The 26,004-nt window shown below is 39.5% G+C and carries 28 protein-coding genes; 15 read left to right on the forward strand and 13 right to left on the reverse strand.

Annotated features, from left to right (window positions below; genetic code table 11):
- Positions 1–76: 76 nt before the first annotated feature.
- Positions 77–2,353: an MASE1 domain-containing protein gene (locus H6G73_RS25000; RefSeq protein WP_190605205.1), complete on the reverse strand. Its 2,277-nt coding sequence runs from the start codon at positions 2,351–2,353 to the stop codon at positions 77–79.
- 146 nt (positions 2,354–2,499) lie between these two features.
- Positions 2,500–4,932 (reverse strand): MASE1 domain-containing protein, encoded by a 2,433-nt coding sequence (locus H6G73_RS13425; protein ID WP_190605207.1) that lies wholly within the window; start codon positions 4,930–4,932, stop codon positions 2,500–2,502.
- 139 nt (positions 4,933–5,071) lie between these two features.
- On the opposite strand from H6G73_RS13425, the gene H6G73_RS13430 reads away from it, so the two are divergent.
- From H6G73_RS13430 to H6G73_RS13455, 6 genes are all read left to right on the forward strand, one after another.
- On the forward strand, positions 5,072–6,406 hold the full coding sequence (locus H6G73_RS13430; protein WP_190605209.1) for an adenylosuccinate synthase: 1,335 nt from the start codon (positions 5,072–5,074) through the stop codon (positions 6,404–6,406).
- Positions 6,407–6,502: 96 nt separating this feature from the next.
- Positions 6,503–6,799 carry a 50S ribosomal protein L25 gene (gene rplY / locus H6G73_RS13435; protein WP_190605211.1) on the forward strand — a complete coding sequence of 99 codons (297 nt, stop codon included), beginning with the start codon at positions 6,503–6,505 and terminating at the stop codon, positions 6,797–6,799.
- 289 nt (positions 6,800–7,088) lie between these two features.
- Positions 7,089–8,633: a bifunctional aminoglycoside phosphotransferase/ATP-binding protein gene (locus tag H6G73_RS13440; RefSeq protein ID WP_190605213.1), complete on the forward strand. Its 1,545-nt coding sequence runs from the start codon at positions 7,089–7,091 to the stop codon at positions 8,631–8,633.
- Between the two features lie 81 nt (positions 8,634–8,714).
- Entirely contained in the window at positions 8,715–9,230 is a 516-nt protein-coding gene (locus H6G73_RS13445) for a hypothetical protein (protein WP_190605215.1), read from the forward strand.
- 150 nt (positions 9,231–9,380) lie between these two features.
- Complete coding sequence (locus H6G73_RS13450; protein ID WP_190605217.1) at positions 9,381–10,172, forward strand: YdcF family protein; 792 nt, start codon at positions 9,381–9,383, stop codon at positions 10,170–10,172.
- Between the two features lie 49 nt (positions 10,173–10,221).
- On the forward strand, positions 10,222–10,443 hold the full coding sequence (locus H6G73_RS13455; RefSeq protein ID WP_190605218.1) for a hypothetical protein: 222 nt from the start codon (positions 10,222–10,224) through the stop codon (positions 10,441–10,443).
- A 9-nt stretch (positions 10,444–10,452) separates the two neighbouring features.
- On the opposite strand, the gene H6G73_RS13460 is transcribed toward H6G73_RS13455, so the two are convergent.
- Complete coding sequence (locus tag H6G73_RS13460) at positions 10,453–10,713, reverse strand: ferredoxin-thioredoxin reductase variable chain (protein ID WP_190605220.1); 261 nt, start codon at positions 10,711–10,713, stop codon at positions 10,453–10,455.
- Between the two features lie 948 nt (positions 10,714–11,661).
- On the opposite strand from H6G73_RS13460, the gene H6G73_RS13465 reads away from it, so the two are divergent.
- The 7 genes from H6G73_RS13465 (at position 11,662) to H6G73_RS13495 (ending at position 13,945) form a co-directional block, all read left to right on the forward strand.
- Positions 11,662–12,048, forward strand: coding sequence for a hypothetical protein (locus H6G73_RS13465; RefSeq protein WP_190605223.1), 387 nt, complete (start codon positions 11,662–11,664; stop codon positions 12,046–12,048).
- A 185-nt stretch (positions 12,049–12,233) separates the two neighbouring features.
- Complete coding sequence (locus H6G73_RS13470) at positions 12,234–12,476, forward strand: ribbon-helix-helix domain-containing protein (RefSeq protein ID WP_190605224.1); 243 nt, start codon at positions 12,234–12,236, stop codon at positions 12,474–12,476.
- 5 nt (positions 12,477–12,481) lie between these two features.
- Positions 12,482–12,727: a type II toxin-antitoxin system RelE/ParE family toxin gene (locus tag H6G73_RS24445; protein WP_217312828.1), complete on the forward strand. Its 246-nt coding sequence runs from the start codon at positions 12,482–12,484 to the stop codon at positions 12,725–12,727.
- Positions 12,724–12,924 carry a hypothetical protein gene (locus H6G73_RS13480; protein WP_039203742.1) on the forward strand — a complete coding sequence of 67 codons (201 nt, stop codon included), beginning with the start codon at positions 12,724–12,726 and terminating at the stop codon, positions 12,922–12,924. The genes H6G73_RS24445 and H6G73_RS13480 overlap by 4 nt, the downstream gene beginning before the upstream one ends.
- The gene (locus H6G73_RS13485) at positions 12,908–13,117 is read left to right on the forward strand and encodes a hypothetical protein (RefSeq protein WP_190605226.1); all 210 of its coding nucleotides are present in this window, start codon (positions 12,908–12,910) and stop codon (positions 13,115–13,117) included. The genes H6G73_RS13480 and H6G73_RS13485 overlap by 17 nt, the downstream gene beginning before the upstream one ends.
- Positions 13,118–13,306: 189 nt before the next feature.
- Complete coding sequence (locus H6G73_RS13490; RefSeq protein WP_190605228.1) at positions 13,307–13,540, forward strand: hypothetical protein; 234 nt, start codon at positions 13,307–13,309, stop codon at positions 13,538–13,540.
- Positions 13,541–13,546: 6 nt separating this feature from the next.
- Complete coding sequence (locus H6G73_RS13495; RefSeq protein WP_190605231.1) at positions 13,547–13,945, forward strand: type II toxin-antitoxin system VapC family toxin; 399 nt, start codon at positions 13,547–13,549, stop codon at positions 13,943–13,945.
- Between the two features lie 107 nt (positions 13,946–14,052).
- Here H6G73_RS13495 and H6G73_RS13500 read toward each other — a convergent pair whose 3' ends face one another.
- From H6G73_RS13500 to H6G73_RS13530, 9 genes are all read right to left on the reverse strand, one after another.
- Complete coding sequence (locus H6G73_RS13500; RefSeq protein WP_190605233.1) at positions 14,053–14,265, reverse strand: type II toxin-antitoxin system HicB family antitoxin; 213 nt, start codon at positions 14,263–14,265, stop codon at positions 14,053–14,055.
- Positions 14,249–14,515, reverse strand: coding sequence for a type II toxin-antitoxin system HicA family toxin (locus tag H6G73_RS13505; protein ID WP_190605235.1), 267 nt, complete (start codon positions 14,513–14,515; stop codon positions 14,249–14,251). The genes H6G73_RS13500 and H6G73_RS13505 overlap by 17 nt, the downstream gene beginning before the upstream one ends.
- A gap of 27 nt (positions 14,516–14,542) precedes the next feature.
- A complete protein-coding gene (locus tag H6G73_RS24835) occupies positions 14,543–14,671 on the reverse strand; it encodes a hypothetical protein (protein WP_256443773.1) in 129 nt (42 codons plus the stop codon).
- 57 nt (positions 14,672–14,728) lie between these two features.
- Positions 14,729–15,739, reverse strand: a complete 1,011-nt coding sequence (locus H6G73_RS13510; protein ID WP_190605237.1) for a DUF4238 domain-containing protein — start codon at positions 15,737–15,739, stop codon at positions 14,729–14,731.
- A gap of 51 nt (positions 15,740–15,790) precedes the next feature.
- On the reverse strand, positions 15,791–16,144 hold the full coding sequence (locus tag H6G73_RS13515; RefSeq protein WP_190605239.1) for a hypothetical protein: 354 nt from the start codon (positions 16,142–16,144) through the stop codon (positions 15,791–15,793).
- 73 nt (positions 16,145–16,217) lie between these two features.
- Entirely contained in the window at positions 16,218–16,793 is a 576-nt protein-coding gene (locus tag H6G73_RS13520) for a Uma2 family endonuclease (protein WP_190605241.1), read from the reverse strand.
- Between the two features lie 8 nt (positions 16,794–16,801).
- A complete protein-coding gene (locus H6G73_RS13525) occupies positions 16,802–17,140 on the reverse strand; it encodes a type II toxin-antitoxin system HicB family antitoxin (protein ID WP_190370542.1) in 339 nt (112 codons plus the stop codon).
- A gap of 143 nt (positions 17,141–17,283) precedes the next feature.
- Positions 17,284–17,493 (reverse strand): type II toxin-antitoxin system HicA family toxin, encoded by a 210-nt coding sequence (locus H6G73_RS24450; RefSeq protein ID WP_244997518.1) that lies wholly within the window; start codon positions 17,491–17,493, stop codon positions 17,284–17,286.
- A 308-nt stretch (positions 17,494–17,801) separates the two neighbouring features.
- On the reverse strand, positions 17,802–21,788 hold the full coding sequence (locus tag H6G73_RS13530) for a magnesium chelatase subunit H (RefSeq protein WP_190605243.1): 3,987 nt from the start codon (positions 21,786–21,788) through the stop codon (positions 17,802–17,804).
- A 742-nt stretch (positions 21,789–22,530) separates the two neighbouring features.
- On the opposite strand from H6G73_RS13530, the gene H6G73_RS13535 reads away from it, so the two are divergent.
- Positions 22,531–23,766 carry a lipid-A-disaccharide synthase gene (locus tag H6G73_RS13535; RefSeq protein ID WP_190605245.1) on the forward strand — a complete coding sequence of 412 codons (1,236 nt, stop codon included), beginning with the start codon at positions 22,531–22,533 and terminating at the stop codon, positions 23,764–23,766.
- A gap of 77 nt (positions 23,767–23,843) precedes the next feature.
- Positions 23,844–24,212 (forward strand): hypothetical protein, encoded by a 369-nt coding sequence (locus H6G73_RS13540; RefSeq protein ID WP_190605247.1) that lies wholly within the window; start codon positions 23,844–23,846, stop codon positions 24,210–24,212.
- Between the two features lie 216 nt (positions 24,213–24,428).
- Here H6G73_RS13540 and H6G73_RS13545 read toward each other — a convergent pair whose 3' ends face one another.
- Positions 24,429–25,859, reverse strand: coding sequence for a YcjF family protein (locus H6G73_RS13545; RefSeq protein ID WP_449314288.1), 1,431 nt, complete (start codon positions 25,857–25,859; stop codon positions 24,429–24,431).
- Positions 25,860–26,004: the final 145 nt, after the last annotated feature.

Consider the following 26,004-nt stretch of genomic DNA (forward strand, 5'->3'; position numbering starts at 1 on the left):
TAATACCTAACATTTATTTAAAAGTGCGACCTACGGATGTTATATCTACAAACTAACATCAAATTAGCAAATATATTTAACTCTGATTTTGTAAATATTTGGAAATAACACGGCTAATTTCTGGCAGTGCAATTGGCTTAGTAATAAAATCATTCATCCCTGCATCTAAGCAATTTTGTCTATCTGCTTCTAAAGCATTAGCAGTTAAAGCAATAATCCAAGGCTGATGAATATTAGATTGACGAATAATTTTGGTTGTGGTTATGCCATCCATTTCTGGCATTTGCATATCCATAAATATTAAATCATAAACTTGTTTTTTTAATTGTTCTAAAACTTCTAAGCCATTATTAGCAATATCAGCAACATATCCGATTTTCTTAAGAGTTAAAGTGGCAACTTTTTGATTGACTTTATTATCTTCAACTAAAAGAATTCTTAACTGGGGTATAGATAAGATATTGTTGTCTTGTAATTGTTCTAAATCATCTTTTTCTGTGAAATATGTATCTGCTGTTCTGGCAATCAAAGTAAAATAAAAGATTGAACCTAGATGATATTTATGGCTGAGTACCCAATGTTCAGGAGGAAAACCACCAACACATCCTAAACTTTCTACCCAAATAGTACCTCTCATTAAATTGATTAAGCTTTTACTAATTACCAAACCTAGACCTGTACCACCATATTTGCGGCTAATGGAAGCATCAGCTTGTGTGAAAGGCTGAAATAAGTGATTTAAACGCTTGCTATCAATACCAATTCCTGTATCTTTGATTGTAATGGTCAATTCATATTCTGTAATGGGTTCTATATTAGCGACTAATTTACTATTTACTGAGATATCAACACGACCATTATCGGTAAATTTAATAGCATTACCAATGAGATTGAGCAAGATTTGATGCAATCGAGAACTATCCCCTAAAAGATAATTAGGAACATCATCAGCAATGTCCCATTCAAGGTGAATATTTTTTTGAACCGCTTGGGTAGAGAGGAGATTACACACAGAACTGATGACATTTTTTAAGCAAAAGGGAGTTGACTCTAATTGCACATTCCCTGATTCAATTTTAGAAAAATCTAAAATATCATTAATAATAGTTAAGAGCACATTACCGCTATCTCGAATAGTGTCAACTAACTCCTGTTGTTCCTGGGTTAAGTTACTCATAGATAGCAATTCTGCCATGCCAATTACGCCGTTCATGGGAGTACGAATTTCGTGACTCATATTAGCGAGAAATTCGCTTTTAGCTTTAGCCGCATTTTCTGCTAACTCCTTAGCTTGAACAAGAGCAAGTTGTTTTTCTAAGGCTTTATTATAATCGGTAATAATTTGTTCTCTTTGTTGTCGTTCAGCATCTTTTTGCTGATCTAATTCTTGTAGTTTGATATTTTTCTCTATCAGGCTAATATTTGCTAAATGTAAATCATTCCTGGCTTCGTTATTTTCATTTAAAACAGCATTTAAAATTAAGGTTGTCATGCCAATACAGGCAATAAAAGATTGTAATAATAACAGCGAAACTCTAATAGAGTTTTGAGAAAATGAACTATACCCTTGAACAGTACCAATCACTATAATCAAAGTGATAATTATCATTAACAAGGTCGCACCTAGTTCTTTGAATCTGAAAGTAGCCCACAATAATAAAGGAACTAATAAATATTCTGTATGATAACCGCTAGAAATAATATTACTAATTACTAGAGTAAGTAAGAGAAGAATAACCGCTTCGATGGGGCGTTGTTGTAATAATTTTTTGAAACAAAAAATATTTTTATGCCAAGCAATAATTAAAGGTGCAAAAATGAGAATCCCAAACCCATCACTTAACCACCAAGTCATGGCAATATCGGGGTACAGTTGCCAAGATGCTTTTCCTGATAAACAAATTAATACAGGACAAAGAATACCTACAGGTAAATGACTGAGAAAACAGCCATAAATCATAAAATCTATTGTGCTTTTAGCTCGGTGTAAAAAATAATTTTTACCAACTAAATATTCAATTATGTAGGTGGCAAAAACTTTTCCCGTTGTTGCTATCAACACAATACCAATGGCGACAGTAAAAGATGTCAGACTAAGCCATGCTTGATAAATTACTAATTCTGCGCTCAAAACACCTATAAACACACCCAACCATAAAGGGTAGCCCCAAATATAAATCAGCCCTACGGCAATACCACCAGGAATCCAAATAGGAGTTGATCCAGTTTGGGGATAAGTTGTCAAACTATGACTGAGTTGGGCTGTGATATAGTAGGCGATCGCTACTAGTACCTGTTTCCACCAAGCAACTCGACGAAAGTTAAATAAATCTAGTTGGGGAGGGATATTCACTGATTTGGCTATGTGGCTATTTTATCTTTTTGGACTTGGGTAAGAAGCTGTGAATGGCTATTCTATGTTTAATAATTACTTGTGTAACTAGGTAATAGAGAATAATTTGTTTACAAATAAATGGGCAAAATGGCAATGAATATTTTTCAAACACCCTCAAGAAAAGGTTCCAATAAGTCAACTATTTGCTCAAATTCAAATTGGCGTGCCAGTTTAGTCAAAGATTGAACTAAAACAGTGTCTGTTGTGGGAACTTCTGCCAAAAGTTGCAAGAAGAGATTAGTATTAGCTTCCAACGCAGCCGCATATAGTTGACTAATCCATTCTTTTGGCATACAAGTTAAACTCTCTGATGTCAAAGTTTTTTCTTGGCAATTATCTACATCACTGGCAGGATTTTCGGCATAGATATATTTTACACCCAAATGTTTAGCTAGGGTATCAAACATATTCTGCTCCACAAAAGGTTTACGCAGGAAATCATCACAACCAGCAGAAAGAATGATCGCTTTTTCTTCTTCTAAAACACTAGCTGTTAAGGCGATGATCGCCGTGGCATTGCCTTTGGTAGTAGATTTGATATGCTTGGTGGCTTCGTAACCATCCATCACAGGCATTCGCATATCCATCCAAATTAAATGGGGTTCCCACTGATCCCAAATAGCGATCGCTTCTAGTCCATTACTAGCTTCCTTGAGATCAAATCCTAAGGGGGCCAGGAGCTTAATTAATAACTGTCGATTAATCGCTTTGTCATCCACTGCCAGAATTTTGTATGTAGGTTGTCCAGGTGCTAGCCCTAAAACTCGTGGGCGTTCTTCCCAACTATGATGATTTGTTGGTTGTCCTAATTTAGCCTGAATATAAAAGTGGAAAGTTGAACCTTTACCCAACTCACTTTTAACGTCAATATCCCCTCCCATCAGCTGGACAAACTTGTAACTAATCGCCAAGCCTAAACCGGTTCCCTCTTGCATTTCTCTTCCTGCTTCAGCTTGGATGAAGGCATCAAATAGTTTAGGAATTTCTGCCGCTGCAATGCCTACACCAGTATCACTGATGTAAAAATCGATAGTAAATACATCTTCTGTGGATTCATTGGTATTTTCTACATTCAAGATTACTCTACCACTGGGAGTAAATTTAATGGCATTAGTCAATAAATTAATTAATACCTGACGCAGTTTGACTTCATCAGCGCAAATGTAATGAGGCACAGTCCCAGCCCGATTAAAAATTAATTCTAAGCCAGCATTACTGGCTCGCAAATGCAACATATCTTCTAAATCATCTAACAATCGATACAGGTCAAAATCTTGCACATTCAAGGTGGCTTTCCCGGCTTCGATTTTCGATAAATCGAGAATATGATTAATTAATGTCAACAAATAATCCCCACTGCGATAAATGATGCCTACATTTTCATACTGGTCAGGGGGAAGATGATTAGCTCTTAACATGAGTTGTGAAAAGCCCAGCACTGCATTGAGAGGCGATCGCAATTCATGGCTCATGTTGGCAATAAATGCGCTTTTGGCTTGGTTCGCGGCTTCGGCTTTTGCAGCTAATTCCTGTGCCTTGGCTTCGCTTTCCTGTAGTTCCTTGGTGCGCTCAAACACTCGCTGTTCTAGGTCTGCATTGACTTGGTGTAACCTCGATTCGGCACGGCGATTTTCCGCCACAATTGCCAAAGTGGCCATGATGGTGACGGAAATCACACCAATGAAAATTTGCAATAAAGACAAAGAATTGTTTTCTACTGTGGTTTGATAAAAGACCCCCATCTTGTAACCAGTGGCAGCTGCGGCACTCGTAGCAATCAAACTCACCAGGAGGGTGGAAAGTTTTGCTCCAAACCGAAAGGCAGACCACAGTAATGGTGGTAACAGCAGATATTCTACTGGTTGGTTATGAATACAAGCTAAATAAGTAATAACTGTTAAGCTGACAACATCAATTAATACTTCCCAACTCAGCCAAGATTTGATTTGAGCATCCCGTTGGGGCCTGCCCCAAGCCAAAACCAGGGGCGCAAACACCAGAATGCCCACTCCATCACCAATCCACCAATTCCAAAAAACTCCTAAATAATTACTCCAAGGAATAAAACCACCGAGACAAACAGCGAAGGCACCAATTAAGGACTGCAAAATTGTGCCAGTAAATAAGCTACAAACTGTAAATATCACCACATGATTGACTTGGTTGAGGGGATAGTTTGTACCTATCCAACGCAAAATTAAGGTGATAGAAATCAGTGAGCCGATAGTCGTTCCCATGGCTGGCAAGGCAGCAAAGAGGATGGGTTGAAAGTTGATATAATTACTACATAATGACCCTAAAAATACACCTAACCAGCGCGATCGCCCCCACAACAACAATAAACCCACGGAAATACCCGCCGCTGGCCACACCGGTGAACCAAACTGATCCATCGATATTTTTTTTAGTACCAGCCAAGAAAACAAGTAATAAATCAAAGTAATGGCTAAAATCTGAGTCCACCAACCTGTATTTCTCAGATCAAGTCCCAACTTTATCAAAGTTAAGTCGAGAGTAAATGATGTTTGTGGTTTCATTTTTAACAACTCTGGATGTTGTCATTACTAATGCTATGATTAAATTTTGGCACAATTGCCACAGAAAAAGGCTTGACAGAAAATCAAAAATCTGTTAATAATTGTTATTTGTGGAAACTTTACCCTTTAATATAATCTCTTGGCTAACGTCATTGTCATAGGCGCTCAATGGGGCGATGAAGGAAAAGGTAAAATAACTGACTTACTCAGCCGCTCCGCAGATGTGGTGGTACGTTACCAAGGGGGAGTTAACGCTGGACACACAATTGTAGTCCAAGGTCAGACGTTTAAGCTGCACTTAATTCCCTCTGGTATATTGTATCCAGATACCGAGTGTATTATCGGCTGTGGGACAGTCATAGATCCACAGGTTTTGATAAAAGAACTCGACCAACTAGAAGCATTAAATATATCCACTGCCAATCTGCTGATCTCAGAGACGGCTCACGTTACCATGCCTTACCATCGGTTAATTGACCAGGCATCGGAAGAAAGACGGGGCACTCATAAAATCGGCACCACTGGTAGAGGTATTGGTCCTACCTATGCTGATAAATCAGAACGCACAGGCATCAGGGTTTTAGATTTAATGGACCCCGATGGACTGCGTGAGCAATTGGAATGGACGATTAATTATAAAAACGTCATTTTAGAAAAGCTCTATAATTTGCCGCCCCTAGATCCTCAAGCAGTGATCGAGGAATACTTGGGTTACGCAGAACGCTTGCGTCCCTATGTAGTTGATACATCTCTGAAAATATATTCAGCGGTACAAAAACGACGCAATATTTTATTTGAAGGTGCACAAGGAACCCTCCTAGATTTGGATCATGGCACCTATCCTTACGTCACCTCCTCCAACCCTGTAGCTGGGGGGGCTTGCGTTGGCACGGGACTAGGCCCGACAATGATAGACCGGGTAATTGGGGTATCAAAAGCCTACACCACTAGAGTGGGTGAGGGGCCATTCCCCACAGAACTGGATGGAGAAATCGGCGAACTGTTGTGCGATCGCGGTGCGGAATTTGGCACAACTACAGGCAGAAAGCGCCGTTGTGGTTGGTTCGATGCCGTCATTGGTCGCTACGCTGTCCGTATCAACGGTATGGATTGTATCGCCATTACCAAACTGGATGTCCTTGATGAATTAGAGGAAATCAAAGTTTGTGTAGCCTACGAAATCGATGGCGAACGTTGTGAACACTTCCCCACTAGCGCCCGTCAGTTTGCCAATTGTCGCCCCATCTACAAGACTTTACCAGGATGGCGGGTATCAACAACTGAATGCCGTAGCTTGGAAGACTTACCACCACAAGCATTGGATTATCTCAAATTCCTAGCTGAATTGATGGAAGTGCCAATAGCGATCGTTTCGCTGGGAGCTAGTCGTGATCAAACCATTATTGTGGAAGATCCGATTCATGGGCCAAAACGGGCTTTGCTACACCCAGACGGTACACCAGTTGCGGTTTAGTCATAAGTAGATGACAACTGACAACCACATAAGTAGGGGTTAAGTACAACTTCACCCCTGGCATTTAAAACTCTCAACTGACACATTCAAACTACTATGGCTATTACTGTTGAATCTCAAAAACGCCCAGAAGGTAGCAAGCCTAATGCTTTGCGCCGTTCTGGATTAATCCCAGCAAATTTATACGGACACAATGGAGTAGAATCAATTTCTTTGGTAATTGATGCTAAAGTCCTTGAACGTTTGCTCAAACAAGCTGTTCCTAACAAAACAGAAGTTGTACTCAATATCCCTGAACTGCAATGGAGTGGTTCTACCGTGATTAGAGAAGTGCAAGTTCACCCAGCTAAGGGTACTCCCTACCACGTGAGTTTCTTTGCGTCTAAAGCTTAAAATTAGGTGTGATTCTGTTCGTAACACCAACTTAAATTTTGTCATAATTACTGAGAATGCCAGGGCTAAAACCCTGGTTTTTTGTTACGCTATCCTGGAGAATTGAAAATTATAGCAGGTGACAGTTAACAGGTGACAGGTGACAGTGCTAGAAGCCTTTGGCTGTCTCGATTTTAGTGTTAGTTAATGTCCTAACCGTTCTGTCCATTGCTATAAAAATCAAAATTAAAATACTCAGATTAATTCTCCACTAATAGCAACTTTAAACAAGTCAAAAATTACTACACAAATGACAGAAGCTACTCTTCCTGCCTTAATTCAACAAATGTTACAGCCTGGATTTTATCCCCATGGTGTGACAGAACCAATAGAACTGATTCAAACCCATGTATCCTACGTGTTGCTGACTGGTGATTATGTCTACAAACTCAAAAAACCAGTCAATTTTGGTTTTTTAGATTTTTCTACCTTGGAAAAAAGACAACATTTTTGTCAGGAAGAACTACGCTTGAATCAACGGGGTGCAGGTGAACTGTATTTAGAAGTTGTGCCTATCACTTTAGTGGGTGAGCAATATCAGATAGGTGGGAGTGGTGAACCAGTAGAATATGCGGTGAAGATGCGTCAATTCCCCCAAGAGTCTTTATTTAGTGAATTGTTTGCCCAGGGAAAACTGACGGAAACCAATTTAGAAGAATTGGGACGAGTAGTAGCTAACTACCATGGTGAAGCAGAGACCAATGATTACATCCGCAGTTTTGGGGAAGTAGCAAAAGTCCGCCAAGCCATCGATGAAAATTACGCACAAACAGTTAATTATATTGGTAGAGCACAGACACAAGAACAATTTGACGGTACAAAAGAATATACAGATAACTTTTTTGCCCAACGTCCAGAATTATTCACTGACCGCATCAAAAACAACTACATTCGTGAGTGTCACGGTGATTTGCATTTGCGAAATATGGCTTTATGGCATGACAAAATCATGCTGTTTGATTGTATCGAATTTAATGAGCCATTTCGGTTTGTGGATGTGATGTATGATGTGGCGTTTACGGTGATGGATTTAGAAGCCAGACAACGCCAAGATTTGGGTAATGCCTTTTTGAATGCTTATGTAGAGAAAACTGGAGATTGGGAAGGGTTACAGGTATTACCTCTGTATTTGAGCCGACAAGCCTATGTGCGAGCCAAGGTGACATCCTTTTTACTAGATGATCCTAGTATCCCTGCCCAGGTCAAAGAAGAGGCAGCAAACACAGCATCTGCATATTATCGCCAAGCGTGGGAATATACTCAACTCAAACAAGGGCAAATCATCTTGATGTCTGGTTTGTCCGGTTCTGGTAAAAGTACCACAGCTAAATATTTAGCGCGGAAATTGGGTGCGGTACAGATTCGTTCTGATGCGGTGCGGAAACATTTGGCCGGAATTCCGCTGTTAGAAAGGGGGGGTGATGAAGTTTATACCCCAGAGATGACCGCCAAAACCTATGGACGTTTAGGGGAACTGGGAATTAAACTGGCTAGTCAAGGATGGACTGTAATTTTAGATGCCAAGTACGATCGCCAGAATTTGCGTCAGGATGCGATCGCCCAAGCACAGCAACACCAGTTACCTATCCACATTATTCATTGTTCGGCACCATTGGAGGTATTACAACAGCGTCTGGTCAATCGCACTGGTGATATTGCTGATGCTACGGCTGATTTACTAGCATCGCAATTTCAACAAGCTGAATCTTTCACCGATGAGGAAAAACCATACATAAAAATTGTGGATACCACCCAACCCTTAGAATCACAATTACAATCAGTTATTTCTCAATAGTGTTGTGATGAGATACTCCCATTGGGACAAGGTAATCTATCCCAATGGCAAATCTAAAATCTAACATCCAAAATCAATATTATGGCACCCAAAAATAAGAATATTCTGAGTGAAATATTCTCTTCTTCACCTAACTTTGTATCACAACTGCTATTTGGGCTACTTATATTTATTATCGCTGCCTTAGCTGGGGCTTCCATCCCTGTGAGTATCTGTGTGGGGATTTTGGGCGGTTCCATTTTAGGTTGGATTACTACAGCCAATGAAAATAACCCCCAACCTACTACAGTTGCATCTAATGATGGTATTGACGCAGCCCTCAAATACTGGCTGTTTTTCATGTTGGGTTTTGTATTATTTGGTTATCCCGCACCCATCAGCATTTTCTTTGGTATCCTCGCTGGCATAGGTGGTGGCTGGATTATAGCTTGGTGGAGAAGTAAGGAAGAAACCCGCACTCAATTACCAGAAATATCTCTAGAACCAGAGGAAACAGAAGTAGAAGCAGAGCGACCAGAGAAAAAATTTAAAAGAAGAGCTACTAAAAGGTTTCGTCGCGCTGCTGGCAGTTTCAATTTTCGGTTTTGGGAAAGATAGGCTGAAAGAAAGTAATAGTCCTGATCACCTATTGCTAATTATAGCCGTAGACAAGGAAGTTAGGACATTAACTACAGCTAAAACTGAGACAAACAAAGGCTTTTAGCACTGTCACCTGTCACCTGTTACCTGTCACCTGCTATAACCAAGATGTTTTTATATCTTTCTAAATTACTGCCACTATTTTTTTATCCTTTGGGTTTAGTTTGTATTAGCCTGATTGTGGCTCTCATCACCTTGTGGAAGCGTCCCAGGACGGCAGCGATCGCTATTTCCTTTGGTTTAATTGTCGTCTTGGTCAGCAGTAATGGTTGGAGTGCCAAATATTTGGCGCGATCGCTAGAATGGCAAAATCTCCCCTCTCCAGAAATACCCAATGCAGAAGCCATTGTTGTTTTAGGTGGTGCGACTAAATCTGCTCAATGGCCCCGTCCGACGGTCGATTTAAGTGAACCAGGCGATCGGGTGATCTATGCCGCCCAACTCTATCGGCAAAAAAAAGCTCCGACAATTATCCTCAGTGGTGGTCGGATTGATTGGCGTGGTAGCGGTGCTCCTGAAGCAGCAGATATGGCAAATATTCTGACTTCTATTGGTATTCCATCTACAGCTATGATCCAGGAACCAGACTCCCTCAATACCTATCAAAATGCGACAAATGTCAAAAAAATTCTCGATGAGCGAGGCATTAAACGTGTATTATTAATCACTTCAGCTATGCACATGCCGCGATCGCTGAAAATTTTTCAACGTCAAGGAATTGATGCTATCCCCACACCAACAGACTTTCTCGTTAGTCAAAGTGACTTAGAAGAGCTAGGCAGCACACCCAAAGCTGCTATCCTGAATTTATTACCAGATACAGCAAATCTAGACCAATTCACCAGAGCCTTAAAAGAATATATTGGTACTTTTGTTTATCGTCTCCGTGGTTGGCTATAACAGAATATGAGTGTTAAGTCTCAAGCTGAAATATTTAGCCTAATTACCAATGACTAAAAACTTACCTTATATTCTCCCATCTTCTCAACCGCCAGTTGAGGAAGCCTTTGCCACTTACCAAACCACCAAGCAGTTCTATCATGAAGTCGAGACTCGTTCTGAGTTTCAGCGTTATTGCCAGTGGTATCACTCAACAGCAGCCCAAAATCGGCGAGACTTAGATAAAATGCGCGGCGAACTGAATATTATGGGGTGGTTTCGTCGCCGCTAAAGAGTAGTTTTAGATCAGTTCTAATTCGCTCTCCCGCAAATGAGCTTTAAATTTCTTACTAAATTGAACTAATAGGGGTAGGTTAGCGCTCACAGGTCTACCTTGCCATTGAGTAACAATAGCAGCAATTTCGCCCTCTGAACCTTTGAGGTCAAAGGCCTGACCACGATGCTCAGGATGATGATACACTACCACAGATTCTATTACACGAACGCGATCGCCAGCTTTCATAACCTCATTTACACCTAACTTTTGTTCTTGCACAAACATCTCCACCTGAGCTTTACTGTTCCAATTTGTCTGATTTAAAACATCAACCTACTGCTAATAGTCACTCTATTTACATCTCACACCAGTCTCACCAACTGCTAGAAAATCAATATCTCCAGCAGATGGAAAACATCGTCAGAAGACGACTGAGAAAGGATTTGAGTTCACTTTGGTAGACTTGCACAATAAGTGTGAGATAGCATCCCAAACTGGTTATAGCCTATACTAATTTTGTCTCTAATGCACTTAGGGACTTCCACAAATGTTTCAGAAGTGCTAAATTTCGAGGACAAAGCAGCAGATAGGCAAGTAAATAACCACTATGCTCTTGCTGTGTGCTTTAATGCCAAGTTTAATTTTACAACAAATGGATTCTTAATTTTTAATTTTTAATTTGGCGCTCATCTAGGTTGTAACGGGAAAAACTCAGATATCATCCTATTCTCCATCGTCTAAAATTTTGGCTTTTCCCTTGGTTATTAGCTGCTGGATCTAGATTTCGTATCTACTAATTTATCCTTAACTGAGATATATCCTTCATTGCATAGATTTTCAATAATCTAATCCATAGGAATTTGATTGAATTTTTTAAAAATGATTTTTTACACATAGTCTGCCAACGCGGATGCCAATACTTTCCATAATTTGCTCATATTTTGACTAACTAATAATAGCTGTAGAGTGGATTCCTTCACAGACAAATCGTGATAGTTGCAAAACAAATATTTGTATTAATTTTTGCGGTTCAACTTTCCAAATTTGTATATTTATATTTACAAGCATATTGATTTATAGCATTCAATTTAAATAAAATTCCTCTAATATGAGCATTTTGACGACATTCATTACATAAATTAATTTAAGTAATTTTGCTTAATACATATGAAATAATTGAACGCTGCTAATATATACAACACACGCTTATTGTTCAGCCATCCAGGAAAATATATGCAACTAAAATCTATTGCCCTAGCAGCTATTTTGGGTCTTTCCAATCCTACCATGATCGAATTAACTACTCCTCACCAAGCTGTTGCTGCAACCTTTAATTATCCAGAAGGAGAGTTTATTGATAGGAATTGGAGTGTAACTTTATCTTTTAGTAATAACGCTTATTATTATTACGGTCAAAATCGCAGTAGTGGTTCTAATATTACCTTGGCAGGTGCGAGAGCTTCAGGAAATAAACAACGCCAGATTTATACTTGGAATAATAACGGTACGAGGTATCAAGTGACTTGGCGACCCAGTGACCCTAATTTTATCCGTGTGCAGGTAATCGGACCTAATGGCCGAGTCCTTTTAAATAGACTACTTCGCTCTGCACCAAATTAAGAAAATAGAAGTTAGCGATCTGCTGAAAGCAGCAGCGCTTCGCGATCGCACTTCTCACATCTCCCAACAAGCGATACCTTTCCTGCGGAACGCTATGCGAACGGTGCGCTTTGCTAATGCCTAAATTCATCACCAGAATAAAAAATGATAAAATACTAATAAAATTTTATTGATATTAGACACTTATGAATGTGAGTTTTCCAATACCAAAAGAACTGGAGTCTTATCTTGAGGTTCAACTTCAATCTGGCAATTATGCTACTGTAGCGGACTATTTTTTGATGTTGTTGCAGCAAGATAAACGACGTAAAGATGCTCAAGCAAAATTAGCTAGTTTGTTGCAAGAAGGTTTGGACTCAGAAGCAGAACCTGTAACTCCTGAATATTGGCAGGATTTGCGCCGATCAATCTTTGGTGCAGCGCAGTAGTGAGTATGGCTTTTCAGGTAATTTTTCGCAACCGTGCTACTCAGGATATCAGACAACAAGCAAATTATATTTTGGTGAATAGTAATCGGGAATCAGCAGAGAAGTTTTTGGAGTTTGTTGAGTATGCTTTTGCTCAATTGGCAATAACTCCCAATATGGGTAAAGTTGTGTCGTCTTTTGTGATTCGTATTATTTCAGCACGGACAGCAACTTTTAATGAACAGCAACATTACCAAGGAAGAAAGCTATGAAAGCCGAATATGATTTTTCACAAGCTGAACAAGGTAAGTTTTATCATTCTGATGCAACGTTTCATTATCCGATTTACCTTGAACCAGATGTTGATAATTTTTTCAAGAAAATTGCTCAAGAGAAAAATATTGATGTCCAAATTTTAGTTAATGAATGGTTGAGAAATAATATTAAATTAATTGAAAGTATTCAGTAAAAGCAATAAAAGCGATCGCACTTCCCCAAACCTCCAAACAGCGATCGCACCTCTACATCCCCCAAACGCGATCGCACTTCCTCCACATTCCCAAACAGCGATCGCATATCCTCACATCCCTAAATGCGATCGCACTCCCTTCATCCTCAAAAAGCGATCGCATTTCCCAAACCTCAAAACAGCGATCTGCTGAAAGCAGCAGCGCTTCGCTATCGCACTTCCTCCACATCCCTAAAAGCGATACCTTTGGTAAGCTATCTCTACGAGACGCTACGCGAACGCTAACGCATTTCCCTACACTCCCTCAATAGCGATCGCTTCTCTATGGTGTATAGTAAGGTTAAAGTCATAACATCAGCAAAATTTGCTCATGGTCAAAACTATGTTGCAAGCAATTGAAGGAATTTACAAAGATGGTAAGGTAGAACTAAGAGAATTACCTTCTAATATTTCAGAAAGTCTTGTTATTGTCACTTTTTTAGAATCGAAAGAAAAGCAACAGAAAAAGCAAATAATGCAGTTTGGTATGTTTTCTGGAAATAATCAGTCAACAGCAGAAGATTTTGAAGTTGCTGAATTTCATGGGGATAGAGAGGACAGTTTAGACTGGTCATGAGTAGTTATGAAATACGTCCTAGATACTCATGCTCTGATCTGGTTTCTCGAAGGTAATTCACGCTTAGGTACAAATGCCAAAGCTATCCTTTCTGCTCCTGACTCACAGTTAGTTATTCCTGCGACTACTTTAGCTGAGGCTGTTTGGATTGTAGAAAGAGGTAGAACATCTATTCCTGATCCTAAAGATATAATTTCAGTAGTAGAAGCTGAGCCTCGTGTGGTAATTTATCCACTTGATCAAGAAGTAATTGAAATGACTATAAGCTTATCTGGTATTAATGAAATGCACGATAGGCAAATTGCAGCAACTGCGCTAGTTTTAGCAAGTAAAGGTGAAGTTGTGCAGTTACTGACGTGCGACCAAAATATAACTGCTTCGGGTTTAGTTGCTATTGTTTGGTAGTTCATATATTAAGTCTATGTGATCGCATCCCCAACATCCCTCAAACGCGATTGCCTACGGCAGTGCGCTCCGCGCAATCGCACTCCTAGAAATCCCAAAAGCATCAATTAAGCAGACATTAAACGCTGTGTAGGTTCAGGAATTTTTCGACCTAACTCTTGAGCAGTTTCTATCCATTCCTGCATAATAATTTCTATATTTTGCAGAGCTTCTTGATAAGTTTCTCCATCAGCAGCACATCCCGGTAAATCTGGAACTTCTGCGATAAATGCTTGGTCTTCTTCACTCCAATAAATGGTTATTTCATACCGTAGAATCATCTTGACCTCCTAGCTGATATTTCAGTAAAACTTCACGGACTTGTTTAACTTGATACGTTTTAGCTTTTCCTTGTTTGGGTTGGAGATTTAATATTTCTGCTACTCCTTCTTTTGTAAAAATGTGGTGACTTCCACGAATTCTTTCATCAAATCCTAATTTGATTAATAGTTGACACAGTTGCTCAAAGGATATATTTGTATCAGATGCACCTGATAGAATTTTAGCTAATAGCTTGTCTTGTTGACTCACAAGTTATGATTTTATTGGTTCAAATCTCTACAATAAACTATTTCGGTGATCGCACTCCCCCACATCCCAAACAGCGATCACACTCCCACACATACCCAACAAGCGATCGCACTTCCCACACATCCCTAAAAGCGATCGCATCCAAAACACACCCAAGCAGCGATCACATTACACTACTAGTCAGATTATGTGTCAATTATTCTAATTTGCAATCTATATTATATTCTGAGAACAAATTTCTGGTTTTTGTTGACAGATTTCTCTAGCCAAACTGAACATATTCTGGGAACAAAAGATTTGTCTATTGCTGTTGTATACTTGTAAACTATTATAATAATCAACATCATTGCTCTTTAAAATAATAAGCCTATTATTTCTATCAATATATTCATTAAAATACAATTTATCTTTCATGATTAGTATTAATTTTCCATCAATAGGAAAGACAATTTCAATTCCTTCAGAAGCAATTCCATTGGAGGATAAATGAGCATGACTAACTACAGGATTATCTGAAGTAAATAAGTGTTGTTCTGTATTATTTATTCCAATTATCCAGATATGATTATCAAATATTTTAGCAACTTTATCATAGTAAGTCATAATAAATTTAGCGTGTACTACTGATAAACAATCTTTATATATATAATCTATATTTTTTGTAGATTGTTCAACAATAAAATCTTCAATCCAATCAAATTGGTTAGGATTAAACTGCATATCATTAATGACTTGAAATTGCTTAATAAAATCAAAAGATGATTGCTCTAGTATTTCACTTATTAAAGTTTTTGTTACTTGGTTTTGCTGGATTTCAAACAGGAAATTTCTAAATTTTTTTGTTCTCAGAAATTGAATAGCGGTTATACAAGCTAAATCATTTCTCTGCTCTCTTGTTAGAATATTTGTTAAATAAGCCTTTTCCGATTTATTATGATGAAATCTCAAGTCAAAGATATTATTTATTTTTTTCTTGATATGTCTTAGAAATCTATTCTGTTTCATTTCTAATTGCGAGTACAACTCTTCCATCATTTGTATTTTTTTTAGCTGAGTTGCATCTCCAGGAAAATCATTAAAAAATCTTTCACTAGCAACGTTTTTTACATGACTGGTAAAAATCTTTTGGTTTAGTTTATCAAAAACAAAGACTTGAGAGTTGTGCAAACTAAAATTTTTTAAATATGACTGAGGAACATAGTGTTGGTTAATAACTTTTGACATAACTGATAGTTATAGAGTGGATATTTCATAAAAAAATTGAGTAGCATTATTTTATTTATATTTAATATTAATAATTATTTCATCTTGCCCTCCAACTTTGAAGTTTATGTCACAAGGAACACCTAATGAAGTTAAATCAGTTCCAATATTTATACCGGATTCTTTAGTAATTTTTATCTCTAGCTCATCGATTCTATTTTCTTTACCCGCTTTAATTATTTCCTTTATATTTTCAATGTCATTGCCTTGGCTTAATGTCGCAGAATCAATCACTTTTTGAGCTAATGGTTCAATTATTATTTTGTATATGTCGTAACCAGGAATTAGACTTTTCCAGCCATGAGGAAAAGAGATAATCATAAGTTTAGCTAAACTACTATAATCAATTAATATTTTCTTGCCCATAATTTTTGTTGGTGAAGAATTTTCATTTATTAGAATCAATTATTTAATCGATCGAATAAATGCATTTAAAAGCTTACCCAATCATTCCCAAATTCAAAACAAAACTCTTTAAAACATCTTCCCCCAAAACCGTACCAGGAGATTCCAAAACCTCAGCCTCCTTACCAGGTCTATAAATTTCCACATGACGAGATTTACGATTAATTAAAAAACCTAACCGCACACCATTATCTATATATTCCCTCATCTTTTCTTGTGCAGTCTTCAAACTATCACTAGGAGAGAGTAACTCAATTACAAAATCAGGACAAATAGGAGGAAACTTTTGTTTTTCTTGATCAGTTAAAGTATCCCATCTTTCTAACTTAATCCAAGCAGCACTAGGAGAGTAAATAGCACCATTTGGTAAAATAAAACCGACATCAGAACCAAAAACTACACCTTGTGATTTGTCATCATTCCAGTTTGCTAATTGAGTAGTTAACCCAGCATTAATATTGCTAGTTATACCACCCAATAAAGGCTTTAATAAAATACTAGCATCAGCATTACGTTCAAATCTAATTAATTCATTGATTTGGCATATTTTAAATAATTGCTCATCAGTTATTTTAATTGATGGAGGTAGATACAACGTTATATTATCCATATAATAATCTATGCTTTGACTGATTTTTCAGCAGCATTGATTAAAATTTCATCCATCCAAGCATTGATACTTTTTCCAGCTTTTTTAGCTGCAATAAAAATTTTACGATGATGTTCTGGAGTTGTACGAAACGGTAGTTTCCCGGAAAAAGGTTTATCCGGTTCTTCGCCTAATTCTTCACAAAAAGCTAAATAACCATCAATAGAAGTCTGAAATTCTTGACGTGCTTCTTCTACCGTTTTCGCTTTAAAAGTAATTACATCATTAATATCAAGAACACGACCGAAAAGTATTCCTGCTTCTACATCTACTTCAATTGATGCTGTGTATCCTTTATAAGTCAACATAACTCTAATAACCCTACCTCGATTTTATTGTAGTGGGGCAATTTTTGGAATTACCCCAAATCTTCAATATGGACTAATTATAAATCAACTAATTATGGTTCAACTCCTGCTTTTATCAAAAATTATCTCACTGCTTTTACCGCTCATTTATCGGTTTCTTTTTCTGGATGTGGTTCATGAAAATGACCTTTAACATCATTTAATTTAACTCCTACTCTTGAACCGCTACCTTGACTAATATAAGCACCTAAAGCTATAAATAAACTTTCAATATCTTGCCAAATAATATTTGCTGGTACAGGATTTGTAAAAATTAATTCTAAAGTTTTTCTTTGTTTATTATTAAGAGCTATTCATTACTCCCTGGATATGTTATTGCAGGTTCATAACCCAGCCAAGCCATAGCAAGGAGTAACCTTGGCATGAAGCTACTGACAGCACCAGTATTGACACCACAGAGCGCATTGAACAGCGTTGAGCCTAGTTTGGCAGAATGTTTCATTGTGTTGTTAACTCCTTTCTTTAGCTTGTCTTTGGTTACGACCTCATCACTAAGATATCATGCCATGATATCATGTCAAGAGTTTTATGACATAAAAAACGGACACAGCAATATATCTGTGTCCCTAAAGTTAATATGTTTTATCCAGATTGAGAATATTTACTCAATCCCTTCAATTCGATTTTCAACCTCCTGATACAACTCACGTAACTTGTCTAAATTCTCCTCACTCGTATCCCAATAACCACGACCATTCACCTCCAACAAAGTGGTAACCATCTTGCGGAAAGAATGGGGGTTGAGATTCATCAAGCGTTTCTGCATTTCCTCATCCTTGATGAAAGTCTCATTCGCTTCCTCGTAAACCCAGTTATCCACAGCACCAGCAGTCGCACTCCAACCCATTGTATTTACCAACCGCTTGGAGAGTTCGCGCACACCTTCGTAACCGTGAGACAACATTCCCTCATACCATTTCGGGTTTAACAACTTCGTCCGTGCATCCAAACGCACAGTTTCCGAAAGTGTCCGTACTTGGGCGTTAGCAGTGGTAGTATCTGCAATGTAAGATGCCGGTTTCTTGCCATCGGTACGCAGATTTGCTACTAACTTGGTGGGGTCTGAGTCGAAGTAGTGAGAAACGTCGGTTAAGCTGATTTCCGAAGAATCCAAGTTTTGGAAAGTTGCATCAGCAGTTTTCAAAGTGGTTTCAAAAATCTGCCGGGATTGTTCCATCATACCGGGGTTATCTGCGCTGAAGGCAAATGATTTCCGGGTGAGGTACATTTCTTGTAATTCGGCTTCACTTTCCCAAGTGCTGTTCTCAACCGCTAAGTTGATATTAGAAGAATAAGAACCAGAAGCGTTGGAGAAGACACGGGTTGCAGCTTGACGCAGATTAATGCCCAAATCTTCAGCTTGTTTCAAAGCGTGTTTGCGGACAAAGTTCATTTCCACAGGTTCATCCGCTTCCGCAGCCATTTTCACTGCTTGGTCAAGCAAGTTCATTTGGTTGATAAACAAGTCGCGGAACACACCAGAACAGTTAATAACAACGTCAATTCTGGGTCGTCCCAATTCTTCCAAAGGTATCAACTCTAACTTGTTCACCCGTCCCAAAGCATCGGGAACTGGACGCACACCAACCATCCACATGATTTGTGCCAGTGATTCCCCGTAGGTCTTGATGTTATCCGTTCCCCACAGTACACAAGCGATGGTTTCTGGCCAGTTACCGTTATTTTCGGCTTTGTTTCGTGCCAACAGTCTATCAACCACAATCTTAGCTGATTGTACAGCGGCAGTGGTGGGGATAGATTGGGGGTCTAAAGCGTGAATGTTCTTACCTGTGGGTAAAACGTCAGGGTTGCGGATGGGGTCACCACCGGGGCCAGGAAGGATGTATTCACCTTCCAAACCTTTGAGAAGTCCACCCAGTTCGTTATCTGCACAAACTTGTTGTAAGCAGAATTCCAAATACTCAAACAAAGGTTTCAAAGCTGCGGTGTCAACTTTGGGATAACCAGCTTTGTGCAGTGCTTCTACCCAAGGTTCCTTTTTACCCATGTTGAAGAAATTCAACTTGGAAACTAGAGAAACTCGTCCTTCTGCGTCGGTTTGTTCTTGTACCAAAGCACCCACAGCAGCGCGGGTTGCTAAGGTGATGTCTTGTAATAATTGCACATCTTCCAAAACACCTCTGTCGCTGTTTTGGTAAACTTCGTCAATATCTCGTCCTAAGCTGTTAGCAATAATGCGGGGAAGGCTGAGAATTTCTTCCTCTTGTCGGTCTAAGCTGGCAATATTCACCAATGTTGCTACCGCTTCTTCCGCAGTGGGTGGTTTACCAATAACGTGCAACCCGCAAGGTAATAACCGGGATTCAATTTCCATTAACTTGCGGTAAACGCTACCAACAATGTTATCTCTTTCATCTTCGGTTAAATCTTTGGCATCGCTTTCTGGCAAGTTAATATCTTTGTCCAAGTTAACGATGCGGCATTTATCCATGATGGAGTTAACAATGGGAATGCCACGACCAGTATCTTTTAAGGTTTGGTAAGAAGCTATTAATTCGCTGAGTTCCTTCAAACCTTTGTATAAACCAGCGTTTTCTGCGGGGGGTGTGAGGTAAGAAATGGTTTCTGCGTAACTGCGACGTTTAGCAATGGTGGCTTCGCTGGGGTTGTTTGCTGCGTAGTAATACAGGTTGGGAATTGTGCCGATTAAGCTATCGGGGTAACATTCACCGGACATCCCCATTTGCTTTCCAGGCATGAATTCCAAGGAACCGTGTGTACCAAAGTGTAACACCGCATCTGCACCCCAAACTTTCTCTAAATAGGTGTAGTAAGCGGCAAAACCGTGGTGGGGACTAGCGGAACGGGAGAATAACAACCGCATCGGGTCACCTTCATAACCGAAGGTGGGTTGCACACCGATGAAGACGTTACCGAATTGTTTACCGTAAACTAACAAATTTTGTCCGTCGCTGTTCAGGTTTCCTGGTGGTGGCCCCCAGTTTTCTTCTAAGCGTTGGGAGTATGGTGTCAGTGCTTCGTATTCTGGCACGGACATTTTGTAAGCAATGTTGAGTTCTGGACTTGCGTACTGTGCTTGGGCATCGTGGATGACTTGTTCCATCAACTCTTTAGCAGTTTCTGGAATGTCTTGTACGTCGTAGCCGTTGTCTCTCAATGCTTTCAGGACTTCAAAGATAGAACCGAATACGTCTAAGTATGCGGCTGTTCCCACGTTTCCTTTATCGGGGGGGAAGCTGAAAACGGTGATGGCAACTTTTTTGTTGAGTTTGGGTTTGCGACGCAGGTTAGCCCATTTTAGCGCACGTTGGGCGACTGATTCTACTCGGTCTTGGAGTGCGATCGCTTTTCCGGTTGCACCATCTCTACCTGATAATATGATAGGTTCAATTGCCCCATCCAGTTCAGGAATGGCAATTTGTAACGCTACCTGAATGGGATGTAAACCTAAATCGCTATCCATCCATTCTTCGGTAGTTTGGAAGACCAATGGTAAAGCCACCATGTAGGGACGGTTTAACCGTTTGAGTGCGTCTATCGCTTTGGGATGGTCTTGTCTAGCAGGGCCACCTACCAACGCAAAACCAGTTAATGAGACTACCGCATCCACCAGTGGTTTGTTTGTAGTTGGTTCGTAAAAATAAGCATCTACAGGCTTAGAGAAATCCAAACCACCAGCAAACACAGGAATAACTTTTGCTCCCAAAGATTCTAATTCCTGGACAATTGCCACATAATGGGCATCATCACCAGTTACCAGGTGAGTCCGTTGTAATACCAACCCGACACAAGGCGCGAGGGGGTCTTTCAGGTCTTTGGAAATATCCTTGCGGGCAGTATACCAGTTCAGGTATTCGCGCACATCCTCATACATGGTTGTGGCGAGAGGATGCCAAATACCCATATCAGGATAAACTACTGGCGCTTGATATTCGACAGATGTAAAGTTTTGTTTTTCTACGCCTTTTAATACATATTTGTCAGCCAGCATCAGCAGGAAGTTTTCCAGGTTTTCTGCTGAACCACCTAGCCAATACTGGAAACTCAGCATGAAGTTACGTGCATCCTGTGCTTTATCTATGGGTAAGAATTTCAGCACTTGGGGCAGGGTTCGCAGCAGCTTCAGCATTCCATCTTGGAAGCCAGCACCGGATTTTTCCTTGCGCTTCTTCATGAAGTTAGCAATGACGCTCTTCGATTGCCCCAATTGCGCCAAAGAAAAGCTACCCATTTTATTTAGGCGCATAACTTCTGGCATGGAAGGGAAGACAACCGCCACATCCAAATTGTCACGGTGTGGTTCTACGGCTGCTATGACTTTCTGTGCTAAATCTTCAATAAAAATCAAAGAGGCGATGAATATATTAGCACTTGCTATATCCTGTTTAAACTCCTCATAGTTCTCGGAACCGCGCAGTTCCTCAATCAAGTAACCACTGATTTCAATCGCTAGGTTGGGATGATTAGCGTTAATTTCCCGCACGGCTTGCGACAAAGAACTCTGGTATTGGGACTCAAGCACAACATAAACCACCTTGATTAAATGCCGTCCCCGTACATCATCAGGTGCGATATGTCTAATAGTGGACTTGACCTGGGTGAACATTCAGATAAGCTCCTTTGAGGCGTGTTCTCGAATGGAGGTTGATCACGGCTGATGCTGCCGTTTTTCGCTCCAATTATCTTCGGCAATTAAGAGTTTTTTAGCAGAAAACTCTGACTCAGTGGGGATTTTGTCCCCTAACTGACACAAAATGATATAAAAAACGTAATTATTATTGACAATTCTTAATAATTAAACAAGACTTTCTCAGCTATTTGTAAATATCATTTACATAGACAGTCTGCTATTTAACTATATAGTTTTTAATGTATGTGGAAAAGAGTAGGCGCTTGTATTGAAATGAACCACATAAGAGGTTAAGTCTTGACAAGACTGTAAGGGTATTGTATGATTAGGTTATGGATGGAAAAGTGTGCGCCCATATATAACGAGTTTTTGATTATCTAAGATTATTTTTTGCGATCGCATCCTGTAGATCCTGATTGATATTTTGACTTCCCACAGGATGTCCTGATTCTGACCAGCAATGTTAAAATTACTGTGTATATTGTTTTAGGGTTTAGGTATGAAGATAAAAGCATTACCATCTATTCAACCTAACCTGTATGAAGAAGATTATTGTTTATCCTGATTCATATCCGACAATTACAAAATTAAGCATCAACAAACAAATCATAATTTCCTAAACTAAGAATTTTTCAAATTCATCAATAATCAAAAATAGGCGATCTCATAAATACCTCAAATAAAAGCATTGAATTTTAAATAATGTGTATTTAAAAAGATGAATCCGATAGATATTCTTATACTTTCCAACGGACCAGGAGAAGTTACAACCTGGGTACGTCCTGTAGTTAAAGCTTTAAGACAACAGTTAGGTGATGACCGTTCCCTGGTGAGAATTTCTGTGGTGCTATCTCCCTGTCCTAATGCTAGCGGGAAAGAAGTAGCGATCACTCAATCTTACCCAGAAGTTGATAGAGTACAATCAGCAGAATATTTTTGGACGTTTTTATTCACAGGCAAAACCGCTGATAATTGGGACTGGAGAAGTAAAGGTGTAGTTGTATTTTTAGGTGGAGACCAGATTTTTCCGGTCATTATCGGTAAAAAACTGGGTTACCGTACAGTTGTCTATGCGGAATGGGATGCGCGTTGGCATAGTTTAATTGACTATTTTGCAGTTATGACCACCAAGTTGGCACAAAATGTCTCCCCAAAATATGCCCATAAATTTACCGTTGTCGGTGATTTAATGTTAGAAGCGGCAGAGGTGCAGGAGAAACAGGAAGAAGATAGTAGTACAAAGGAAATTATCGGTATTTTACCAGGGTCAAAAGCTGCGAAATTAACTCAAGGTGTACCGCTAACTGTAGGCATTGCTGAATATATTCATCGCAAAAGACCACAAACCCAGTTTTTTATTCCAGTGGCACCAACTTTAGATTTACCAACTTTAGCTAGTTTTGCAGACCCTGACAGCAACCCCTTGACAAAAGCTTTTGATTTTCCAGGTGCAACCTTACAGGGTAACATTCTCAAAACAACTACAGGTTTATCAGTAGAATTAAAACAAGAAAACCCCGCTTATGAAGCCCTATCTCAATGTTGTATTTGCTTAACTACCGTGGGGGCAAATACTGCTGAATTAGGTGCGTTGGGTGTGCCTATGATTGTATTATTACCAACTCAACAACTTGATGCCATGCGTTCCTGGGATGGCTTACCGGGGTTGTTAGCAAATTTACCAGGTATAGGTTCTAGTTTCGCTAAATTAATTAACTGGTGGTTTCTCAGACGCAAAGGTGTATTAGCTTGGCCAAATATTTGGGCCCAGGAAGAAGTTGTCCCCGAATTAGTAGGTAAACTTCAACCCTCGGAAGTGGGAGAAATGGTATTAAATTTGCTGGAAAATCCCGAAAAACTAGCAGCTATCCGTCATAAATTACGCAGTGTCCGGGGTGAAAGTGGGGCAGCGCAAAAATTAGCAACTTTGGTCAAGAAAGCCGCAGAATATTGATTTTCTAATTTATCCGGGTCTGAACCTGAAAGAGGTGGTAAGTAATTACGGAAAATCAAGGAAATTCAGTCGGTAAAATGAATCTTAAACTCGACAAAAACACCCCAAAAAGTATAGCAACATTATTTATTTTACTCTTGAAAGAAGGTATCAATCCTGCCCAAATTATGATTGGGATTATTCGTCTCGCTATTAATACTAAAGATTCCCATAGTATTAATTCGGCTGTGGGTTGTTTGCGTTATTTATTAGGGCCAATGCCAATAGATGCGAGGGCTGAAGGGGTGACGGAATTTATCGCTGCTTTGTCAACAGAGGGTATTACTACTCTGATGGCATTAGATGCACTGGCTATGGCTTGCAAGGCTTGTGATTTGATAGATGCGGCTGGGTTTATTCGGATTTCTTATTTAAGTTTAAAAGCTAGAACCCAGCGTATTTTTTAAAATATTGATATGTTTAATTTGTCGTCATTTAAAATTTACTATTTCCACCTTCTTCTAATCCTTCTGAACTCCTGAACTTCTGTAACTTCTGTTCGCGTAGCGTGGCGTAGCCATACTCCTAGCCCTCACAGATAACTTTTTCCGCAAGCCCTATCTAGAAAGAATCGACGCAAAAACGCACATTCAACACATTGCGTCTTTGCGTCTGGGAGGAAATTAAACCACCGTTGCCACTGGTTGTGCATCAGGTAATAAATGCTTCACACCTTGCTTAACAAAACCTTCCAGAAAAGCCAATTTTTGATTTTGCTGAAATACTGTTTGCAATACTTGGCGTAATTGGTCTAGATTTAACGCATTTCCCGTATCTATAGCTATTTCTTGCTGTTCAAAATATGCAATTAAGCTTAACCCTGCAACTCTAGTCAAATAAGCTGCACTTACTCCCTCCACCAGTCCACCAGCGACGAAGGTTGCAGCATTAGTCTTGAGAATACCAGTTACAGCCTTTGTGGATAGTTCTACTAATCCTAATTTCAACATGAAACTGCCCATGGTGGCAGCAACTGTTTGGGCTTGTTCCAGGGAAAACTTTTGCTGATAGATTTTACCTAAATCCATCACCATTTGGGCATTAATAGCGGCAGTTGCTAAAATATCCAAAGCAGGAATGGGATTAGCGAAAGCAGCGGCAGCAGATATCCACTGATATTGTTCTATGATGGGTGTAGAGCGATCGCGTCTGACTCCATTGAGATAACCGTGAGCTTCTGCTTTCAGTGCTAAAGTCTTTCGCATGGTTGTACAGTTAACTAGTTGTTGTCCTTGTTCAGCGACAACCTGGGCTAAACGTTGGGTCAACTGCTGTATATCTGGTGCTGGTTGTTCCATCCACTCCTGTACAGAACCATCAGCTTGATGTTTGCGGACTTTCACAGGCACAGGAGAAGCAGCAGTAGCTACTACATCACCCTGGACTCGCTGTTGCAAAGATTGTAAAACAATCCCTCGCTCATCGGGCATATACTGGTCTTGTTTATTGAACACCAGTAAAGTTGGTTGTTTTGCTGTTTTTAGCTGTTGTAATACTTGAAACTCTGAGTCAGTCAAGTCACCATTGGTGAGAAAGAGAACCATATCAGCTTCAGTGACTGCTGACAAAGTAACTGCATCAGAATTGTTATGTAAATCTGTAAATAATGGTGCTGTTTCTGTCAGATGTAGGGATTTTCCATACTCATCCTCTACATTGTTTAGCACATTCACCAGGGTTGTTTTACCCACAGATTTACCACCAGTAACAGCGAATTTGAGTTCTTTGCGTTCTAATTCCCAATGTAACTGGTTTAACTGTTCCCGTAGCTTAGTTAAAGTTGGATGGTTGACGGCTTCTTGAACTAGTTGGTTAATGATAGCTGTGGTTTTAGCGATCGCACTTTCTACAGATGCTCTATCTACCAGCATATCATCTAGCTGTTCACCAACCGGGCGATTTTGTTTCAATAACCACAAACCACCACCAACAGCTAAAGCACTCAATAACCCAAACTCACCTACTCGGACTATTGAATCATGCCAACTGTCTAACATCCACAAGGAGAAGGACAACCCTAGTCCTCCCACTAAAATCGGTCGTCGCAACTTCACAATTTTGGTTCTCCGCACTTTTGAGGATGGCTTTTCTCTCACTTTAGTTCAAATCAGGAACTTTAGGGATAGCTACATCAAAAAACATATATAATATTTCACTGTTTTCCTACACCTGCAACTATCAATCTCATTATCCAGCAGA

The sequence above is a fragment of the Richelia sinica FACHB-800 genome, from assembly GCF_014698825.1.
Lineage (GTDB): Bacteria > Cyanobacteriota > Cyanobacteriia > Cyanobacteriales > Nostocaceae > FACHB-800.

What these genes read in the sequence shown, in the direction of transcription:
- H6G73_RS13425 (WP_190605207.1), bottom strand. Translation starts at nt 4,932, where the DNA reads ATGAAACCACAAACATCATTTACTCTCGACTTAACTTTGATAAAGTTG.
- rplY (WP_190605211.1), top strand. Translation starts at nt 6,503, where the DNA reads ATGGCTATTACTGTTGAATCTCAAAAACGCCCAGAAGGTAGCAAGCCT.
- H6G73_RS13440 (WP_190605213.1), top strand. Translation starts at nt 7,089, where the DNA reads ATGACAGAAGCTACTCTTCCTGCCTTAATTCAACAAATGTTACAGCCT.
- H6G73_RS13445 (WP_190605215.1), top strand. Translation starts at nt 8,715, where the DNA reads ATGGCACCCAAAAATAAGAATATTCTGAGTGAAATATTCTCTTCTTCA.
- H6G73_RS13450 (WP_190605217.1), top strand. Translation starts at nt 9,381, where the DNA reads ATGTTTTTATATCTTTCTAAATTACTGCCACTATTTTTTTATCCTTTG.
- H6G73_RS13455 (WP_190605218.1), top strand. Translation starts at nt 10,222, where the DNA reads ATGACTAAAAACTTACCTTATATTCTCCCATCTTCTCAACCGCCAGTT.
- H6G73_RS13460 (WP_190605220.1), bottom strand. Translation starts at nt 10,713, where the DNA reads ATGTTTGTGCAAGAACAAAAGTTAGGTGTAAATGAGGTTATGAAAGCT.
- H6G73_RS13465 (WP_190605223.1), top strand. Translation starts at nt 11,662, where the DNA reads ATGCAACTAAAATCTATTGCCCTAGCAGCTATTTTGGGTCTTTCCAAT.
- H6G73_RS13470 (WP_190605224.1), top strand. Translation starts at nt 12,234, where the DNA reads ATGAATGTGAGTTTTCCAATACCAAAAGAACTGGAGTCTTATCTTGAG.
- H6G73_RS24445 (WP_217312828.1), top strand. Translation starts at nt 12,482, where the DNA reads ATGGCTTTTCAGGTAATTTTTCGCAACCGTGCTACTCAGGATATCAGA.
- H6G73_RS13480 (WP_039203742.1), top strand. Translation starts at nt 12,724, where the DNA reads ATGAAAGCCGAATATGATTTTTCACAAGCTGAACAAGGTAAGTTTTAT.
- H6G73_RS13490 (WP_190605228.1), top strand. Translation starts at nt 13,307, where the DNA reads ATGTTGCAAGCAATTGAAGGAATTTACAAAGATGGTAAGGTAGAACTA.
- H6G73_RS13495 (WP_190605231.1), top strand. Translation starts at nt 13,547, where the DNA reads ATGAAATACGTCCTAGATACTCATGCTCTGATCTGGTTTCTCGAAGGT.
- H6G73_RS13500 (WP_190605233.1), bottom strand. Translation starts at nt 14,265, where the DNA reads ATGATTCTACGGTATGAAATAACCATTTATTGGAGTGAAGAAGACCAA.
- H6G73_RS13510 (WP_190605237.1), bottom strand. Translation starts at nt 15,739, where the DNA reads ATGTCAAAAGTTATTAACCAACACTATGTTCCTCAGTCATATTTAAAA.
- H6G73_RS13515 (WP_190605239.1), bottom strand. Translation starts at nt 16,144, where the DNA reads ATGGGCAAGAAAATATTAATTGATTATAGTAGTTTAGCTAAACTTATG.
- H6G73_RS13520 (WP_190605241.1), bottom strand. Translation starts at nt 16,793, where the DNA reads ATGGATAATATAACGTTGTATCTACCTCCATCAATTAAAATAACTGAT.
- H6G73_RS13525 (WP_190370542.1), bottom strand. Translation starts at nt 17,140, where the DNA reads ATGTTGACTTATAAAGGATACACAGCATCAATTGAAGTAGATGTAGAA.
- H6G73_RS13530 (WP_190605243.1), bottom strand. Translation starts at nt 21,788, where the DNA reads ATGTTCACCCAGGTCAAGTCCACTATTAGACATATCGCACCTGATGAT.
- H6G73_RS13535 (WP_190605245.1), top strand. Translation starts at nt 22,531, where the DNA reads ATGAATCCGATAGATATTCTTATACTTTCCAACGGACCAGGAGAAGTT.
- H6G73_RS13540 (WP_190605247.1), top strand. Translation starts at nt 23,844, where the DNA reads ATGAATCTTAAACTCGACAAAAACACCCCAAAAAGTATAGCAACATTA.